The 16,540-nt window shown below is 58.6% G+C and carries 13 protein-coding genes; 4 read left to right on the top strand and 9 right to left on the bottom strand.

Annotated elements, in window-relative coordinates; all coding sequences use genetic code 11:
* Nucleotides 1-31 precede the first annotated feature (31 nt).
* The 6 genes from G547_RS23530 to G547_RS0116985 all read right to left on the bottom strand — a co-directional run bounded on the left by G547_RS23530 (nucleotide 32) and on the right by G547_RS0116985 (nucleotide 6,789).
* Entirely contained in the window at nucleotides 32-388 is a 357-nt protein-coding gene (locus tag G547_RS23530) for a type II toxin-antitoxin system HicA family toxin (protein WP_051235678.1), read from the bottom strand.
* Entirely contained in the window at nucleotides 388-729 is a 342-nt protein-coding gene (locus G547_RS22855; protein WP_051235677.1) for a hypothetical protein, read from the bottom strand. Before G547_RS22855 ends, G547_RS23530 begins: the two co-directional genes overlap by 1 nt.
* A gap of 547 nt (nucleotides 730-1,276) precedes the next feature.
* Nucleotides 1,277-2,836, bottom strand: a complete 1,560-nt coding sequence (locus G547_RS0117000; protein WP_027330864.1) for an alpha/beta hydrolase — start codon at nucleotides 2,834-2,836, stop codon at nucleotides 1,277-1,279.
* Nucleotides 2,833-4,368, bottom strand: a complete 1,536-nt coding sequence (locus tag G547_RS22015; protein ID WP_051235676.1) for a putative bifunctional diguanylate cyclase/phosphodiesterase — start codon at nucleotides 4,366-4,368, stop codon at nucleotides 2,833-2,835. Before G547_RS22015 ends, G547_RS0117000 begins: the two co-directional genes overlap by 4 nt.
* A 316-nt stretch (nucleotides 4,369-4,684) precedes the next feature.
* Nucleotides 4,685-5,887 (bottom strand): glycoside hydrolase family 26 protein, encoded by a 1,203-nt coding sequence (locus G547_RS22010; RefSeq protein WP_036189241.1) that lies wholly within the window; start codon nucleotides 5,885-5,887, stop codon nucleotides 4,685-4,687.
* Between the two features lie 149 nt (nucleotides 5,888-6,036).
* Entirely contained in the window at nucleotides 6,037-6,789 is a 753-nt protein-coding gene (locus G547_RS0116985; protein WP_027330863.1) for a DUF748 domain-containing protein, read from the bottom strand.
* Between the two features lie 110 nt (nucleotides 6,790-6,899).
* Between G547_RS0116985 and G547_RS22005 the strand changes: the two genes are divergently transcribed.
* Nucleotides 6,900-8,474 (top strand): FMN-binding glutamate synthase family protein, encoded by a 1,575-nt coding sequence (locus G547_RS22005; RefSeq protein WP_051235675.1) that lies wholly within the window; start codon nucleotides 6,900-6,902, stop codon nucleotides 8,472-8,474.
* The gene (locus tag G547_RS0116975; protein WP_027330862.1) at nucleotides 8,464-8,967 is read left to right on the top strand and encodes a DUF3806 domain-containing protein; all 504 of its coding nucleotides are present in this window, start codon (nucleotides 8,464-8,466) and stop codon (nucleotides 8,965-8,967) included. The genes G547_RS22005 and G547_RS0116975 overlap by 11 nt, the downstream gene beginning before the upstream one ends.
* A gap of 30 nt (nucleotides 8,968-8,997) precedes the next feature.
* Here G547_RS0116975 and G547_RS0116970 read toward each other — a convergent pair whose 3' ends face one another.
* A complete protein-coding gene (locus G547_RS0116970; protein ID WP_027330861.1) occupies nucleotides 8,998-9,417 on the bottom strand; it encodes an HIT family protein in 420 nt (139 codons plus the stop codon).
* A 543-nt stretch (nucleotides 9,418-9,960) separates the two neighbouring features.
* Here G547_RS0116970 and G547_RS0116965 point away from each other — a divergent pair.
* The gene (locus G547_RS0116965; RefSeq protein WP_027330860.1) at nucleotides 9,961-11,781 is read left to right on the top strand and encodes a DEAD/DEAH box helicase; all 1,821 of its coding nucleotides are present in this window, start codon (nucleotides 9,961-9,963) and stop codon (nucleotides 11,779-11,781) included.
* 362 nt (nucleotides 11,782-12,143) lie between these two features.
* On the opposite strand, the gene G547_RS0116960 is transcribed toward G547_RS0116965, so the two are convergent.
* Both G547_RS0116960 and rapA read right to left on the bottom strand, forming a co-directional pair.
* Nucleotides 12,144-12,425 carry a hypothetical protein gene (locus tag G547_RS0116960; RefSeq protein ID WP_027330859.1) on the bottom strand — a complete coding sequence of 94 codons (282 nt, stop codon included), beginning with the start codon at nucleotides 12,423-12,425 and terminating at the stop codon, nucleotides 12,144-12,146.
* Between the two features lie 26 nt (nucleotides 12,426-12,451).
* Nucleotides 12,452-15,370, bottom strand: coding sequence for an RNA polymerase-associated protein RapA (rapA, locus tag G547_RS0116955; RefSeq protein ID WP_027330858.1), 2,919 nt, complete (start codon nucleotides 15,368-15,370; stop codon nucleotides 12,452-12,454).
* A 201-nt stretch (nucleotides 15,371-15,571) separates the two neighbouring features.
* Here rapA and G547_RS22000 point away from each other — a divergent pair, with 201 nt between their 5' ends.
* Nucleotides 15,572-16,468, top strand: a complete 897-nt coding sequence (locus tag G547_RS22000; RefSeq protein WP_036189238.1) for a D-hexose-6-phosphate mutarotase — start codon at nucleotides 15,572-15,574, stop codon at nucleotides 16,466-16,468.
* Nucleotides 16,469-16,540 lie beyond the last annotated feature (72 nt).

Genomic DNA, 16,540 nt, shown 5'->3' with positions numbered 1-16,540 from the left:
TCAAATCAGGCTCAACCGGAAAATAAGCCGGCTATTGGGCATCAGCGTTTAATGGGGTACCGTCATCAGGCACCTTTCCGTACAGGTTTTTGAGCCATGATAGCTGTCCATTCCTGGCCTTCTTCTGTCCATCCTTTGTACAGATTTCTCTAAGCTGCTTCTCGGATAGACCAGCCTGTTTTGCCATCGATTTAATGAGCTTGATATGGAACGGCGAGAGATGGGCGTCGACGGTGACGACCCACTTGTGAGGTTTGTTCTTACGCCCAATAAAACCTTTCCTCTGCCACTTGGCGTGAGAAGTAGCTGTGGTGGGAAGCTTCTCGAAACCTAGGGCCGCCAGGCCCCGCTCAACATCCTTAACTTTCAGCGGAGCCTTGCCAGACATTACGCGCAACGCACCTCGTGTGTGTCCACGCGATGCTCACTCGGGCGAGTGAAGCTAGAAATCAGTTGCCCTATTGGCTTGCACTTCACGAAGAAAGTATACATAGCGTACTCAAGGCGGAAGCCAATCGGAGCCTTTCGGCTCAGCAGCTGATCTCTATATTCAGGCTCCCTAAGGGCCTCCTTAATATAGTCATCAACCTGCGCAAACAGCTTCTGTTGCGCCTCTTCAGGACTATCACCTTGGGCTGCTAATCCAAACTCGACACTTTGGGCAACCCACAGCGTCTCGCCCTTCCGCTTACTTACCAAACAGCGAACGATCAACTTTTGAGCTTTCATGCCTATCTCCAGATTAGGTATTCGGCCATTCCCCACCAAGCTTATCGGCGGAGACACCTCAATGTTTACTTTGGCCAGTTTTATTATTAGAGCTAATTGTAAACCGTAGGTTCACTTAAGTGTGGCACCGGGCGCGGTTTTTATCAAATATGATTAATAAACGTCAATAAGGCAAAAACCACGAAAAACGCCAAAAATAGCGAAAACCATGAAAAATCAACAAATTACAGCTAATTGCTATTTTTGATAAAAATTACAAATTTACCTATTTACAACCTATTACCTCCCTTTTTCCGACTTATTTTCTGCTCAAAAATCCTCTAATAGAGGGAAACCCCGGCTTGACCAGAGGGCTTCAGAAGTCAGATCATTAGACAAAACAACCGTAAATCATTGATCTGATAGATTTTTGCTATTAACTGTTAATCATTGGGTCGCTGGTTCGAGCCCAGCAGGCGGAGCCAAATTACTAGCCACGTGCTAGACCGAAGAAACCACCCAACCGGGTGGTTTTTTTATGTCCGTGTTTTTACTCCCACCACCATCACTACTCACAGGGTTCCCGCTTTCCCTTCGGCCCGCGCGGTGCCATCGGGGTCCACTGCGCTTTCGGATTATCCAGAAAGGCGCCCAGGCTGGACTCGGCGCAGGTGTCTGACCAGAGAACGGAGTGACCGATATTGTCAGCCACGTAGAGCTGCGCCGAGGGCCAGGATTGGGCGAGGTCCCGCGCCCACTGGGCGGGGGTGACCGGGTCCTGTTCACCGGCCATGATCAGGGTTGGAATTGGCAAGGGCTCCAAGGTCGGTAGCGGCTTTTCCGCCGTGCCCAGCCAGCGACAGACGTGGGAGTCCCAACGGCCGAGGTACTGGCGGTACTGTGGGTACTGCGCCAGCTGCGCAACGTATTCCGCTTCCGTACCCAGTGTGTGATCCAGGCAATCCACCGCCATAAAGGTCAGGTAGGAGAAGCTCCCGTCCAGCGCCTGATTGATAAACACTTCAATTAAGGGCTTGAGTTTTTCCGCATCCCGTTCAACCGCCCCTCTTAATCCTTCGACAATGTCGGGCCAGCGGTAGCGGTCATAGATGGCCCCGAACATGGCGGTAAACAGTCGCCGGTCATCCACTGCGACGGATCGACTTTCATCCCGGGACCAGGAGGGAATACTCAGATACATGGGCTCTTGGGCCAGTGACTCGAGAGCTTCGGCCAGCAACGCGTCCAGGTCGGCAACGGATTCGGCGCACCCTGCCCGGCCTTCACACCAGGCGAGAAAGCGCTCGACGCTGTGGGTCACCACGCCGGGCCAACTGATCAGGCCGCCCTGGTCCGGCGGGTAGACCGAATCCAGCACCAGGCTGCGAACCCAGCCCGCTTGCCGCACGGTATCGAGATCAGCGGTGGCCAGCGCCAGGCGGGTGCCGTAGGAAACGCCCACCAGGTTGTATTTCTCGTAGGGAAGGAAACCCATCAGGGCCGCGAGGTCACGGGCGCTGACAATCGTGCCGAACTGATCGGAGCGAAAAGTGCCGGACGCTTCGAGTTGTTCGAAACAACGCTGGAGAATGTCCCCCGCTTCACGATTTTCCTGTTGTTCGGAGATGGCCTCGGAGAGAATGGCTTCGCTGTAGCGGTCGTACTCCGGACATGTAAGGGCGGGATCGCTTTTGCCCACGCCGCGTCGGTCGATCAGTATCAGGTCGCGCTGACTTTGCGTGTACAGCTGCCAGGATTGCCAGAACTCGATCCCCTCTTCGGTCAGTTCCGCCGAGCCACCCGGCCCCCCCGGCAAATAGATAATGGGGTCCTCGCGCCGCTGGCGCGCATCGGATTTGAGCACGGCGACCGGCAGCCGAAAGCGTCGCGGACCTTCGGGCGTGACATACAGGGGCGTCAGTAAATCTCCGCAGAGCACGTCGGTGCGCCAGTCGGCCTCAAAGTCACAGGCTCGTTCACGCCATTGATAGCCGCTGGGGTCGGGCTGTTCAGCCAGTACGGGGTCATCAGGCGGAGAACTGAACCACCACCCGGCCTCTGTGCCTGCGATCGCGACGGCAACCAACAACAATGCTCCGGCACCAAGCGAGAGAAACCATACTTTCACGCTTTGCGGTACTCCGTTTGCAGCAGCGCCTGGTAGTCATCGGCGGGCAGTGGGCGGGACAGCAGAAAGCCCTGCAGATAATCCACCCCGATGTCCCGCAGAGCGGTTTGCTGGCCCTCAGTTTCCACGCCTTCCGCCACCACTTTCAGTTCCAGGGCTCGAGCCATCCTGAAGCTGGCCTCTACCAGCGCTCGATCTTTGGGAGAGCGCTCCATCGTCTGAATAAAGCTGCGGTCGATTTTCAAATAACGAAATGGATGGTCGCGCAAATAACTCAGGGAGGAGTAACCCTGCCCAAAATCGTCCATTGAGATGGAAACACCCAATGCAATCAACCGATGAAGCCACTCCGAAACATCATGCACGTTATTCAGGAGTACGCCTTCGGTAATTTCGAGAATGACGCAGCGCGGGTCGATCCCCGTCGAGGCCAGCGCCTGCTCCACATCGCGGACAATGCGCCCTTCCACAAAATGCTTGGGAGAGACGTTGACGGAGATGGTCAACGACACATCAAGCGTTTTCATCAACGCCACGGTGTGGGTAAAGGCCCGATTGAGCACAAAAATACCAACGGCCCGAATCTGCCCGGTTTGCTCAGCGACGGGAATAAACTCCGAGGGCGGGATAAATCCGTCCTCCGTCGGCCAACGCACCAACGCTTCCGCGCCGGTGCAGCGGCGAAGCACCGTGTCGTAAATCGGTTGAAAATAAACGGTCAGCGCTTCACTCTCCAGAGCGTCACTCAAGCGTTGTTGCAAATCGAAGCGGTGCAGGAGGGTTTCAGCGAAGGCCGGTTGATAAAAATTGAAACAGTTTTTGTAGCGTTTGCTTTGATGAAGTGCAAGATCCGCGTTGCGGGTCAACTCCGAAAGCTGACCGCCATCCTCCGGATAGCAGGCGATGCCGGCGCTGGCACTGATATTCAGTTCCATGCCCTGCAGCTCAAAAGGTTCGGCCAGAGAATCCAGAAACGCCGAGACTCTTTGGCCAATGCGGTGGCGGCCCTCTATGCCGGCACACAACAACATGAACTCATCCCCGCCCTGTCGAATCAGATGCTCACCGGTTTGCAACTGGCGCTGCAGTCGCAGTGCGACCGCGACGATGAGGTCATCCCCCGCGTTCTGATCCAGGTTGTCGTTGATACGCTTGAAGTCATCCACATCCAGCAGAATCATGCCGAAACCGCTGCCGCGCTCCTCCGCCCGCCGAATCATACGGCGCGCAGTGCGCAGCCCGAAGCGCCGGTTGGGCAATCCGGTCAGGTAGTCGGTGTAGGCTTTGCGACGGAGGACATTCAGATGGCGCCGCTTCATCTCCAGCTGCCGGGCCAGTGCCCGGTTCAAGCGCTCCGCCAAAAAATAAATGATTACGCTGGAGGCGCCCACAAACAACCAGCCCTTGGCCGTCTGCCAGAACAGAAAGCTGGTGGAATCAGCGGCAACCCATCCGAACAGCAGTCGGTCCGAGAGCAAAATCCAAAGGGAGGCGAGTGAAAGGTATATCAGTGCTATCCGAACCGGGGTCATAGAGGCGCAAGCATTCACAGGCTATCGTTGACCAGAGCATAGCAGCCATATGTCAGTGAGGCCATATGCGTCACTGTTTTTGCTCCGCAATAGACTATCCCACCGCTATCGAACCCCGCCCCAGTTGCTATACTTACAACAGGTGTCCGCCGCGGGCTGTGCAGTGACGGGATTAACCCCTATGAGTGCCCATCTCGGCGCTCCTGATGCCGGTCCCCCGCCGCCCTTTTTTTAAGTGGCAGCGGGTCTCCCCTCCGGGCCGGTCAATCAGCCATCAGACGGCAGCCCAGCGGACACCCTCTCACCTGCGGTGCCTCTAGCGGTACATGGCGGGCAAGTCACCTTCAAACAACGTCGCCGGGTGCCGGTAAAACTCCATGAAATTCTCTTCCGTTGGATGCCCCGGGTATGGGACGTAGAAATGGTCCTTTTGCTCTCGCTCGCGGTTGGCATTGCGCCAGAGTTGCACATAGGCAATTTGCCGCGTCCACTCATTGGCGAGCAATCCACTGAGCAACCGCCCCGTGAAGAAGTCGGCTTCGAACAGCGTATCCTGCCCGCCTTCGGTCATGGCCGGCAATTTTTCGTGTGTTGCAGCAAGTTTCGCCAACCCGGTCAGACTCGCGACGAACTGCTCAAGGTTCTGTTTTTTTGAGGCCTCGTTGCTCGGGTGGCCCAGGTCCCAGTAGTTGTCGATACCCATGATGTCGACGTAGTCATCCCCGGGATATCCGTATAGGTAAGCGGACTCGAAATTACTCAGTTCCAGACGACTGCGGTCCGGAGAGAAGGCGAAGAGCAGATTGTCCAGGCCCTGAGTTTTTGTCAGGTAATTCACGGTAAATTGCCAGAGGGCGATGTAGTCCTGCTCGGACGTGGCGCCTTTGCCCCACCAGAACCAGTCCCCATTGTGTTCGTGCCAGGGCCGGAAGATCAGGGGCATCAAGCCGCGCTCTCCGTCGGGCAAAGTGACTTCCAGAGAACGGGCGAACTCGACAAAACGGTCCAGAGAGGCCTTCAGGGCCCCGTGGTCTTCGCCGCCGGGTAGCAACGATTCAGCGCCGGTGTCAGTGTTCCAGGAGCCTACGCCCGTGCCCGGGTGAGTCATATGCCAGGAGACCGTGACTACCCCTCCCCGCTCAAAGGCATCCAGCATCCATTGGCGCATTGATTGAAAATTGACGCTATCGAGGTTGCTGGCATCGCCCCGCTCCAGGTGACCAATATCCCAACCATAAAGCGCCGGGTAGGCGCCCGTCACCCGCTTGATGTCAGACTGGTCGGGCTGGTTCTGCCACTGGACGCCGTACGCCATGGTGTCCTGGTGGCCAAACATAAAGCCTTCGCCTTTGAGCTCGTGCATATTGCTCAGCAGCGCCTGCGTTGCGGGCGTGGCATCGGGGTTGGCGGGCTCAGCGGCCGCCGGGCGATCGACCGATGCGGAGTGACATGCAGCGAGGAGGAGCAGTAAAGCCGGCATCAGAACCCGGCCGCCCAGGGCGTGAAAAAACGTGGTCATAAAACACCTTCATCGTTATCTGTATTAGCGGCTTATTGTAACCGGTTACAACAGGAAGCGGAAGCCTTTGGGCTTTAGGCCTGCTATTCGGTGAGTGAGTCGGGAAATCGGTAAGGCGCCCACTCCGGGCGCCTTGATCAACGGCGTGTTCAATCGAACAATGAGCGGACCTTGTCGACCGTTTCCTTGTCCTCATCGGACAGACGCTCTTCAAGCTCGTCTTTGAGCGCTCCCTCGGCCTCCGACTTGATTTCCTCCTCCACGCGAGCGCGAGCCCTTTTTAGCAGCGGGTCGAGAATGGCGCGGGTCAATTGGGCCGGTGTCAGGCCGGTCTCCCGGTCCCCCAGATCCGTCAGCCGCACATCGCCCATGGACAGTTCGCGCTGACCGAGCTCCTCGGAACGCAGGTCCAAGGTCGCATTGGTGAAATTGAGCTTTTCCACCATAAAGCGCACATCGGGACTGGCGGTGGTGGACTTGGGTGGCTGCTCGGGTGAGTCGGGGCTCATCTGGTCGAGCAGTGTCTTGACGTTGATATCCGTCAGCCCTTTATGCTCGGCGTTAAGCCGCGCTCCGTCGACGGTAATTTCGCGAATGACCACCACGTCATCGGTAATCGAGCTGGGTAAGATCTGCAACACCGCCTCGTCCACAAGGAATATCGGGCGGTCCGAGTAACCCTCGGGGTTGGCGACCGTCAGACCATGGATGGCGCCACGCCCTTCGGTCAGTTCAATATTGACACTATCGACCTGAACGTCGGTTTTGGTGACGGTGGGCCCCACCGATTCAATCGCCGCTTCCACCAGGGTATTCAGGTTTTTAAAACCGATGAATACGACAATGGCAATGACGACCAACAGCGCCACTACAATGCTGGCGATAATTTTTATGGCTTTCATGAAGAATCCTCTTTTCGCGCGTCGCATGGCCTGGGGCCGGTAAAAGCCTTATCATAGCGCCCTGTTTGTGACAGCGCCAATCCCAAACCACCGCCGGAGCCCGCGCCCCTATGTTTGACGACGCTTTTGCCCTTAAGTTGCTGACCATCATGGTCTTGATCTTTGTGACCCTCATAGGGGTCGGCCTGCTGGTCATCGCCGGCATGTACGTGGCGGACGTTACCCAGCGCCGGCATACGATTCGGCGGAATTACCCCGTGATCGGGCGCTTCCGCTACTGGTTTGAGCACCTGGGCGAGTTTTTCCGGCAGTACTTTTTCGCCATGGACCGGGAGGAAATGCCGTTCAACCGCACCGAGCGCGCCTGGGTCTACCGCGCGGCGAAGAATCTGGACCTGAACCTCGGTTTCGGCTCCACCCGGGACCTGACCCCCTCGGGTACGGTGTTGTTCCTGAATTCAGCCTTTCCCACCCTGGAGCAGGACGCCGCCCTGCCCTCGGCCGTGACCATCGGCCCCTACTGCCGCCAGCCCTACTCTACCAGCGAATTCTTTCACATATCAGGCATGAGCTACGGTGCGCTCTCGCGCCCCGCCGTGCGCGCCCTCTCCCGCGGCGCCGCCAAAGCCGGCTGCTGGTTGAACACCGGCGAGGGTGGCCTCTCTCCCTACCATGAAGAGGGCGGCTGCGACCTCGTTTTTCAATTGGGAACCGCCAAATACGGTGCGCGCGATCAAAATGGCAGGCTCTCCGATGAGCGGCTCGCGGCGCTGGCGGCGAAGGAAACGGTCAAAATGTTTGAGATCAAACTGAGCCAGGGCGCCAAACCGGGCAAGGGCGGTATTTTGCCGGGCGAAAAAGTCTCAGCGGAAATTGCCGCGATCCGCGGTATTCCGGAAGGCCATCCGTCCATCAGCCCTAACGGTCACCCGGACATTCGCTCGGTGGACGATCTGCTGGATATGGTGGACCACATCCGCCAGGTGACCGGCAAGCCCGTGGGTTTTAAAACCGTCCTCGGCGAGAAGCAGTGGCTGCGGGACATGGTGGCTGCCATTCGGGTGCGCGGGATCGATCGCGCCCCGGATTTCATCACGCTGGATAGCGCCGACGGCGGCACCGGCGCCGCACCCCAACCACTGATGGACTATGTCGGCCTGCCACTGAAAGAAAGCCTGCCCTGGCTCTGTGACCTGTTGCAGGAGGCCGGCCTGAAAGGCCGTATCAAAGTCATCGCCTCGGGCAAGCTGATCAACCCCTCCATGGTCGCCTGGGCCATTGCCTGCGGCGCCGACTTTATCAACAGCGCCCGGGGCTTCATGTTTTCCCTGGGTTGCATCCAGGCCATGCAGTGTCACCGGAATACCTGCCCCACGGGCGTCACCACCCACGATCCCAAACTGCAGAGAGGCCTGGACCCGACCGACAAGGCCGAGCGCGTCGCCCACTACCACCGCAATATGACCTACAGCGTGGGCCTGATCGCCCATGCCTGCGGTGTACCCGAACCCCGCCTGCTACGGCGCCAGCACGTGCACATGGTATTGCACTCGGGCCTGTCTCAACCCTTGGATGAACTCTACCCCGAACCCATTACTCTAATAGACAACGGCGAGCCAACGCCCGACCAGACATCCAACGCAACCCAGAAGTCCACCGAACAAGAGGTAAGCCATGAATCCTAAAGCGCTGCTGAGCCTTGGTCTGCTAGTGTCACTCTTCGCTTCGTTCGCACAGGCTCAAGAAGCCACTGTGAGCGATTTCGCCTGGATGGACCGCAACCATATGGCACAACAGATCGAAAGTATCGAAAAAATCACCCGGATCAAATTCGGTACGCCCATTCGCGAAAACAAAAGCGACCTCGACACACTCCAGCGAATTATCGACCGGGACCTGATCGACCGGAGCGACCAACTGAAACTTCAGGCGCTGGGAGCCGTGCTGGGCAACGTCATGGCCAACGAGGTTGACGAACTGGAGTGGAAGGTCTATGAAGACAAACTCGGCCGCAGCCGCGCCCTCTGCATTGAGGGCACCCGGCAGTGCCTGTTCCCGATCACCATGCTGTCCCGACGTATGGAAGTGGGCCTCAAGCCCAATGTCGAGCGGGTCTACAATGAAGCCATGGAACTGGTAGAGCCCTACCTGCCGGAAGTCCCCTACGGCGCGCCCTGACACACCGACACCCCCGAGGCGGGAGCTCCGTTACACCTCGGCCTCGGAATGCCCCTGCGCAACCAGCACTTTTCGAATAGCCGCTGCCGCCGTCGCCAGATCATCGGCGTCGGCACTGCTGGCATGCTCAAAACTCAAATCCCCCATGGAATCGAGCGGCACCAGGTGAATATGCGTATGGGGCACTTCCAACCCGGCGATCATCATCCCCACGCGCTTGGCCGGATAGGCTTCTTTCAAGCCCTTGGTCACTTTCCGGGAAACCTGGATCAAGTGACTCAGCAACTCGGGGGACAGGTCGTCCCAGTGGTCCACCTCCTCACGCGGCACCACCAGCACATGCCCTTCGCGGATGGGCTGAATGGTCATAAACACCACGGCTTTGTCATCTTTCCAGACAAAGTGGCCGGGAAATTCGCCGGAAATCACTTTGGTAAATACACTTGCCATGGGACGTCTCCTTCTTAACGATGGGTTTGTTGGGGTAAGGATAACATTGGTGGTGTTTTTGGCGGGTGCGCTTCGCTTACCGCGCCCTACGGATACTGTTGATAAGGGAGGTCCGGAAGTCGGTGCATTGTCCCAAGACTCTCTGAGGCATGGATGCCGATGAGAAGCCCCCATGGATGGGTTCACGGCGGGTCTTGGGACAATGCACCGACTTCCGAACCGGGCTAAGAACACCATAGGCCCAAGAAATAGTACTGGCAACTGACTAAAAATCCGCCTATACTCCGCGCCTCTTCAGTAAAGCCCTCTATGCGTTTGGGGAAATGGTGTTACAGGGCAGCACTGAAACCGACATGGACTTGTCCGGCTGACACCCAGCCCAGGCGAACGCAACATGCGAACCGCCCAAAACGTGCCGCGATAAGGCCCCGGAACCGCCGAGATCGCACCCCCTGTTCACCCGACAACACCCCAACACCACCGCGCCCATCTTCCCGCTGCCCTACCCGGCTGCCGCGCGCCTATTGCATATTGAGGCAATCTATGACCGAACAAACCCCCGTCCTGTTTACCGACCTGGGCCTCTCCGACGCCGTACTGAAAGCCATTCAGAGCGTCGGCTACGAGCAACCCTCGCCCATTCAGGCCGCCGCCATCCCCCCGCTGCTGGCTGGCAAAGACATCCTGGGCACCGCCCAGACCGGTACCGGCAAAACCGCCGCCTTCGCCCTGCCCCTGCTGTCCAAGTTCGACGCCAAGCAGCGTGAACCGCAAATTCTCGTGCTGGCCCCGACTCGTGAGCTCGCCATCCAGGTGGCCGAAGCCTTCCAGCGCTACGCCAGCGGCATTCCCAACTTCCAGGTTCTGCCCATCTACGGCGGTGGCGACATGGGCGGCCAACTGCGTCAGTTGAAGCGCGGTGCCCAAGTTGTGGTGGGAACACCCGGTCGCGTCATGGACCACCTGCGCCGCGGCACCCTGGACCTGTCCAAACTGCAAAGCCTGGTGCTCGACGAAGCCGATGAGATGTTGCGCATGGGCTTTATTGACGATGTCCAGTGGATTCTGGAGCACACCCCGGCCGAACGTCAGACCGCCCTGTTCTCCGCCACCATGCCCGCTCAGATCCGCAAGGTGGCCAACACTTACCTGCGCGACCCCCAACAAATCAAAATCGACAGTCAGACCTCCACCGGTGACAACATCGAACAGGTTTACTGGATGGTCAGCGGCACCAACAAGCTGGACGCCCTGACCCGCATTCTGGAAATCGAGCCGTTCGACGGCATGATCATTTTCGCCCGCACCAAAAACGCCACAGTTGAACTGGCGGAAAAACTCGAAGCGCGCGGCTACTCCGCCTCGGCGCTCAATGGCGACATGAACCAGCAGTTGCGCGAACGCACGATTGAGCGCCTGAAAAACGGCAAACTCGACATCGTCGTCGCCACTGACGTCGCCGCTCGCGGTATCGACGTGGAGCGCGTGAGCCACGTATTGAACTACGACATTCCCTACGACAGTGAAGCCTACGTGCACCGCATCGGTCGTACCGGTCGTGCTGGCCGCACCGGCAAGGCGATCCTGTTTGTCGCCCCGCGGGAAAAGCGCCTGCTTTACGTCATCGAAAAGGCGACCCGCCAGCCCATCAAGCACATGGAGCTGCCCAGCGGCGAAGCCGTGACCGCGCACCGCATCGATCAGTTCAAGCAGACCTTACAACAGGTATTTGATCAGAGCGTGGATCTGAGCTTTTACAATGAGCTGCTGGCGGACTTCAGCCACCAGACCGACCGTGCTCCTGAGGAAATCGCCTCGGCGCTGGCGTACCTGGTGCAGAAAGAACGTCCGCTTCAGGTGAAGTTTGCCGAGATCAAGAAGCCCTCGACCAAGGGTAAGAACAAGCTTGAGCGTGAGGCGAACGCCTCGAGAGAGAGCAAACCACGCGTGCCGGAGAGCGATCTGCAGCGCTACCGCATTGAGGTGGGCCGCAGCCATGAGGTTCGCCCAGGGGATATCGTGGGTGCGATTGCCAATGAGGCGGGCATTGAGAGTCAGTTTATTGGTCACATCAAGTTGTTTGATGAGTTTTCAACGGTCGATTTGCCCAAGGGCATGCCCCCTGAGGTGATGCGGGTGTTGAAGGGTTTGCATGTGCGCAATCGTCCGCTGAACATCAGTGAGGACAATGGTCCGCGCACGGCCGGTCCGGCACCGAGTGGGGATTTCAAGCGTCGTGGCCCGAAGCCGGATGCGAAGCGCGGTGCTCCGAAGAAGTTTGATGCGAAGGCGAAGAAGCCCAAGGCGAAGGTTCGGACGAAGGATCAGAAGAACAAAGGCTATCGTGGGAAGACTGGCGTTTAGCTGTAGAACGCTCTCAACTGTTGTGGTCCCGTGTGCGGCTAGACCGGAGCTCACGGGCCCATACCCATCGTAGACCCGCCGTGAACCCATCCCTGGAGGCTTCTCATCGGCATCCATGCCTCAGAGAGTCTACGATGGGTATGGGCCCGTGAGCTCCTCCGAGGCAAACTGCAAGTAATGCGTAGGGTGTGGTAAGCGAAGCGCACCCACCAATAATGGTTGCGGCTGGGACTTTTGGCGTGACGAGGTTTGGTAGGTGGCGCTTCGCTTACCTACCCTACACTCCTACGCAGCTTTTTGGGTAGTAGTGGCACTGAGGTGCGAGCGGGGGATACCGGACTCAGACTCAAAACTCCAAAACGCTACTCATCAAACATCTGAATCATGTAGCCGCCTTCAATGGCGGCTTTCATGGCTTTGTCGGCCTCGACAACGCGGGGGTCGTTTCTCAGCTTTTCCTCGACAAACTTACGCTTCTCGATCTCAATATCGGTAAAGCCTGCGCGCATCAAATAAATTTTGCACAACTGCTCCGCGCCAAACAGATCCAGAAAATCAATGTAAACGATGAACGGCTTCTTATCGCCCTTCTTGATATCGTCTCGATCTGCGCGTGCCGTGCCATTGGCGGAAAAAATATACATAAACGTCTCTCACTCACGCCTAAGCGCTACACCGTCATAATGACACGCACCGCGTCCAGACGCAGTTGCGCACGATCCAAATACTTCTCCGAATCCGACAGCTGGCGTTGCAGCGCATCGATCTCACCTTGGCGCACATTCGGATTGACCTCGGCCAGGGATTTCAAACGGGACAACTCCGCCTCCAGACTCTGCCGAACGCTGTTCTTCGCCGCCGCGACCAATTTTTCCTGTTGCGGTGCGGCCAGCGCTTCGGCCTGGTCGATCATCTCCGACAGTTGCGGGCGGGCGTGGCGGACCACGTCTTGGGCGCTCGGACGGGGAACTTTTTTCAGCAGTGAATCCAGCTTGCCCGCTTCCAGGGCCGCACTCAGGTCCTTGCCTTTCGGGTCGAGCAAAACCCTCAGTACCGACTGGGGCAGATAGCGATCCAGTTGCAGGGCTCGGGGCGCCGGGCAGTGCAGGACGAACAACCCTTCGAGCAACAGCGTCCCGGGTTTGAGCGGCGGCAGCTTGATGGTGGCCAGAGCCGTGTTGCCAAACTCGCTGTGGGCGATCATCTCCTGAGCGCCGTGTACCAGCGGGTGCTCCCAACTCAGGAACTGCATGTCTTCCCGGGACAGAGCAAGGTCACGATCGAAGGTGACGGTCATGCCCTCCTCCGGTAAGCCCGGGAAGTGAGGCACTCGCATATGTTCGCTCGGGTGCACCAACCAAGCCCGCTCCGAGTGTTCTTCCTGGTCGATGCCAAAGGCATCAAACACCCGCTCAAGATACGCCGGTAACGTCTCGTCGGTTTCGCTCAGAGCCTCCACCAGCGGTGCGGCTTTCTCGGGCTGGCAGGAATTCAGCTCCAGCAGGCGATCGCGACCGGCCTGCAGTTGCTTGCGCAAGGTCTCAGCGCGGGTGCGGGTGTCATCCAATAGTGTGTCGAAGGCCGAGTCGTCAGCGTCAGTCAACGCCGCGAGCAGCCGCGCTTCAAATTCGTCGTAAAGCGTGCGGCCGATGGCGCAGGTGTGTTCAAACGCGTCCAACCCCCGGTGATACCAATACAGCAGATGCTCTTGGGCGGTATCAACGTAATGGGGGACATGAATGTTGACCTGCCCCGTCTGGCCGATTCGATCCAGTCGGCCGATGCGCTGCTCCAGTAAGTCAGGGTTCAGCGGCAAATCAAACAGCACCAGTTCCTGAGCGAATTGGAAGTTGCGGCCTTCGCTGCCGATTTCCGAACAAATCAACACTTGGGCACCGGCGTCATGGTCGGCGAAGTAGGCGGCAGCGCGGTCTCGTTCCAGCAGGCTGAGGCCCTCATGGAAAACCGCAGAAGCAATGCCCTTGCGCAGGCGCAGGTACAGTTCCAACGCCTGGGCGCTATCCGCGCTCGCGCAGATCACCAGAACCTTCTGCCCCTTACTGTCTTTCAGAAACTGACCGAGCCAGTCCACGCGCGGGTCGACTTGCCACCAGTCGGCGCCGGCGTGCTCAAACCAGAAGTCTTCCGGGTGCAGTTGTTCCTCGAGGGGACGTTCGCACAACGCCATCAGATCTTCATCGTCCAGATCGAGCGGATGGCCGTGCAGTTTACGTTCGGGAAAGCCCGAGACCGAAGCGCGGGTGTTGCGGAACAGCACTCGGCCGGTGCCGTGTCGGTCCAGTAGCTGATGAATGGCGCTGTCCAGCGCCTCCCGGGGCTGATCCTCGGCGCGAGCCGCGAGGTCACCAATGTCGTCTTTGGACAGGTATTTCGCGAGTGAAGCTTCCAGCTCCTTTGGCCAGGCCGCCGGCTCTGCATCTCTGGCCGCCAACAGTGACTGGACCAGTTCATTCAGCGGAGCGTATTGATCCTGCTCGGCCAAAAAGGCGTCCAGATCGTGGTAGCGGTCCGGGTCGAGTAAGCGCAACCGCGCAAAATGACTCTCAACCCCGAGTTGCTCGGGGGTGGCGGTGAGCAGCAGCAGGCCCTCGGCGATTTTTGACAGGGCTTCAATGCAGCGATAAGCCGCGCTGGGCTCGCCGTCGTGCCATTGCAGGTGATGGGCTTCGTCCACCAGCAACAGGTCCCAGTCAGCCGCCAGGGCCTGTTCGTGACGCTGGGGATTGTTGGTGAGGAACTCCAGAGAGCAGAGAATCAACTGTTCGCTTTCGAACGGATTGTCTTCCGCCTCGGCAATTTCGATGTCTTCGTCGTCGGGCAGCAACGCCGGGTCGATGTCGTCCAGCCCACCCATAGCCTGACAGCGAGCCTCGTCCAGCAACGTAAAACCCAGATTGAAACGCCGCAGCATCTCCACCAGCCACTGATGTTGCAGGCTGTCAGGCACCACCACCAGGGCTCGCTTCACCCGGCCGGTCATCAGTTGCTGGTGCAGAATCAGACCGGCTTCAATGGTTTTACCCAAACCGACTTCATCGGCCAACAGCACTCGCGGCGCAGGTCGACGGCCGACTTCACTGGCGATGTACAACTGGTGAGGCAAGGGCTGGACCCGCGGACCGGTCAAGCCGAAGGCCTGGCTCTGGCGGTGACGGTGCAGGGTTTCCAGGCTCTGGTGACGAAGGCTGAAGTGGCTGTATTTATCGATCTGGCCGGAAAACAGCCGCTCTCGCGGGGTGCTGAACTGCACGAAGCTGTCCAGTTCGAACTCGGGAATCAGTTTCTCCTCACCGTCTTCCGTGTAGCCCTGATAGGCCAGCAGCAAGCCCTGTTCCAGGACTTCGGCAATGGTGATGGTGGTGCCGTCCTGGTGGCTGACCACTTCATCCACCTGATAGCGCACCCGGCTCACCGGGGCGCTGCGCAGCGCGTAGGTGCGACGCTGGCCCGCCGCAGGAAAGCTCAGTGTCACCTGGCGCTCATCCACTTCCAGTACGACACCCAGGCCCAGTTCCGCTTCGGTGTCACTCACCCAGCGCTGACCGATCATAAATTGCTGTTGACTCACGCCCGCCTCTTTTTTCGTCACTGATTTCAGGGTGCGCATGATACTGGCTGCGTCGCCGAAAGCCAAAGGGTCCTGCCGATCTTCCGTCAGGTATCCACAGGACCGTCACCCTAACTGCCCCCAAGGATAGTCCGGTTTGGGGTGAATATCGTAGAATGGACGCAATAATCTCACTTATACGATGTTTTGAGAGGATAGCCCATGGCAACGCTCGCCGAGCTCGTAGCGCCCTACAAGGGCGTGACTCTGACTGACAGCCGAACCCTTTTCCCGAGCGCGGAGGGAGAGGGTCTGCCTCTTATCCGTGTCGAAACGCACCGGTGTGAAGCCATCATTGCGCCTCAGGGGGCGCAGCTGCTCTCTTTCACCAAGGCCGATGGCACGCCTCTGCTGTGGCTCAGCCCCCAGTGCCACTTTCAGCCGGGCAAGGCGTTGCGCGGCGGCGTTCCCGTCTGCCTGCCCTGGTTCGGCCCCCACCCGGACGGCGACAAACCGCAACACGGCTTCGCCCGTACGAGCGACTGGACGCTGACCCAGGTCGCTGAAGGCGACGACGGCCGGTGCGAGCTCTGGTTCGAGCTTCGGCACCCCGGCAGCGAGCTGTTTGCAGCGCCGTTCAAGGCCGAGTTGAGAATGATGCTCGGACACCAGATTGAGTTGGAGTTGAGCCTGACCAATGAGGCGGAACAACCGGTCGAATTCACCTGGGCGCTACACAGCTACCTGCCGGTGGGCGATCTCGACAACGCACAGGTACCCGCCCTGGCCGGGCGCACGTACCTCGACAATCTGAAACACCACGAGCCGGCACAACAGTCCGGACCCTTAACCTTCGACGATGAAGTCGACCGGGTCTACCCCGCGGTTGAGACAGCGGTGACGCTCGAGCCCACCCCAAGACTCGAGATTGAACACCGGAACTGCCCAAGCCTGGTTGCCTGGAACCCCGGTGCCGACAAGGCGGCGGACATGGTGGATATGGGCGCCGGCAACGAACGCGGCTTTGTGTGCCTGGAGCGGGGGGCGGTTCTGGATGAAGGTTGGAGGCTGACGCCCGGGGAGACCCGTCGAGGCAGCGTGGTGATCAAAACCGCCTGAGGCTCACTTTCGGATCTGTACCGAACCCTTCTCAATACAGAGACCCACAATAAAAAAGGTCGGCATTGCGCC

Origin of the sequence: Marinimicrobium agarilyticum DSM 16975 (assembly GCF_000423345.1) — a bacterium.
GTDB classification, from domain to species: Bacteria; Pseudomonadota; Gammaproteobacteria; order Pseudomonadales; family Cellvibrionaceae; genus Marinimicrobium; species Marinimicrobium agarilyticum.
Note: the sequence above shows the minus strand (reverse complement) of the source record. Positions and strands in the feature narration are given on the sequence as shown.

What these genes read in the sequence shown, in the direction of transcription:
- G547_RS0116985 (WP_027330863.1), bottom strand. Translation starts at nt 6,789, where the DNA reads ATGAAAGCCATAAAAATTATCGCCAGCATTGTAGTGGCGCTGTTGGTC.
- G547_RS0116975 (WP_027330862.1), top strand. Translation starts at nt 8,464, where the DNA reads ATGAATCCTAAAGCGCTGCTGAGCCTTGGTCTGCTAGTGTCACTCTTC.
- G547_RS22010 (WP_036189241.1), bottom strand. Translation starts at nt 5,887, where the DNA reads ATGACCACGTTTTTTCACGCCCTGGGCGGCCGGGTTCTGATGCCGGCT.
- G547_RS22015 (WP_051235676.1), bottom strand. Translation starts at nt 4,368, where the DNA reads ATGACCCCGGTTCGGATAGCACTGATATACCTTTCACTCGCCTCCCTT.
- G547_RS23530 (WP_051235678.1), bottom strand. Translation starts at nt 388, where the DNA reads ATGTCTGGCAAGGCTCCGCTGAAAGTTAAGGATGTTGAGCGGGGCCTG.
- G547_RS0116960 (WP_027330859.1), bottom strand. Translation starts at nt 12,425, where the DNA reads ATGTATATTTTTTCCGCCAATGGCACGGCACGCGCAGATCGAGACGAT.
- G547_RS0116970 (WP_027330861.1), bottom strand. Translation starts at nt 9,417, where the DNA reads ATGGCAAGTGTATTTACCAAAGTGATTTCCGGCGAATTTCCCGGCCAC.
- G547_RS22000 (WP_036189238.1), top strand. Translation starts at nt 15,572, where the DNA reads ATGGCAACGCTCGCCGAGCTCGTAGCGCCCTACAAGGGCGTGACTCTG.
- G547_RS22855 (WP_051235677.1), bottom strand. Translation starts at nt 729, where the DNA reads ATGAAAGCTCAAAAGTTGATCGTTCGCTGTTTGGTAAGTAAGCGGAAG.
- G547_RS22005 (WP_051235675.1), top strand. Translation starts at nt 6,900, where the DNA reads ATGTTTGACGACGCTTTTGCCCTTAAGTTGCTGACCATCATGGTCTTG.
- G547_RS0116965 (WP_027330860.1), top strand. Translation starts at nt 9,961, where the DNA reads ATGACCGAACAAACCCCCGTCCTGTTTACCGACCTGGGCCTCTCCGAC.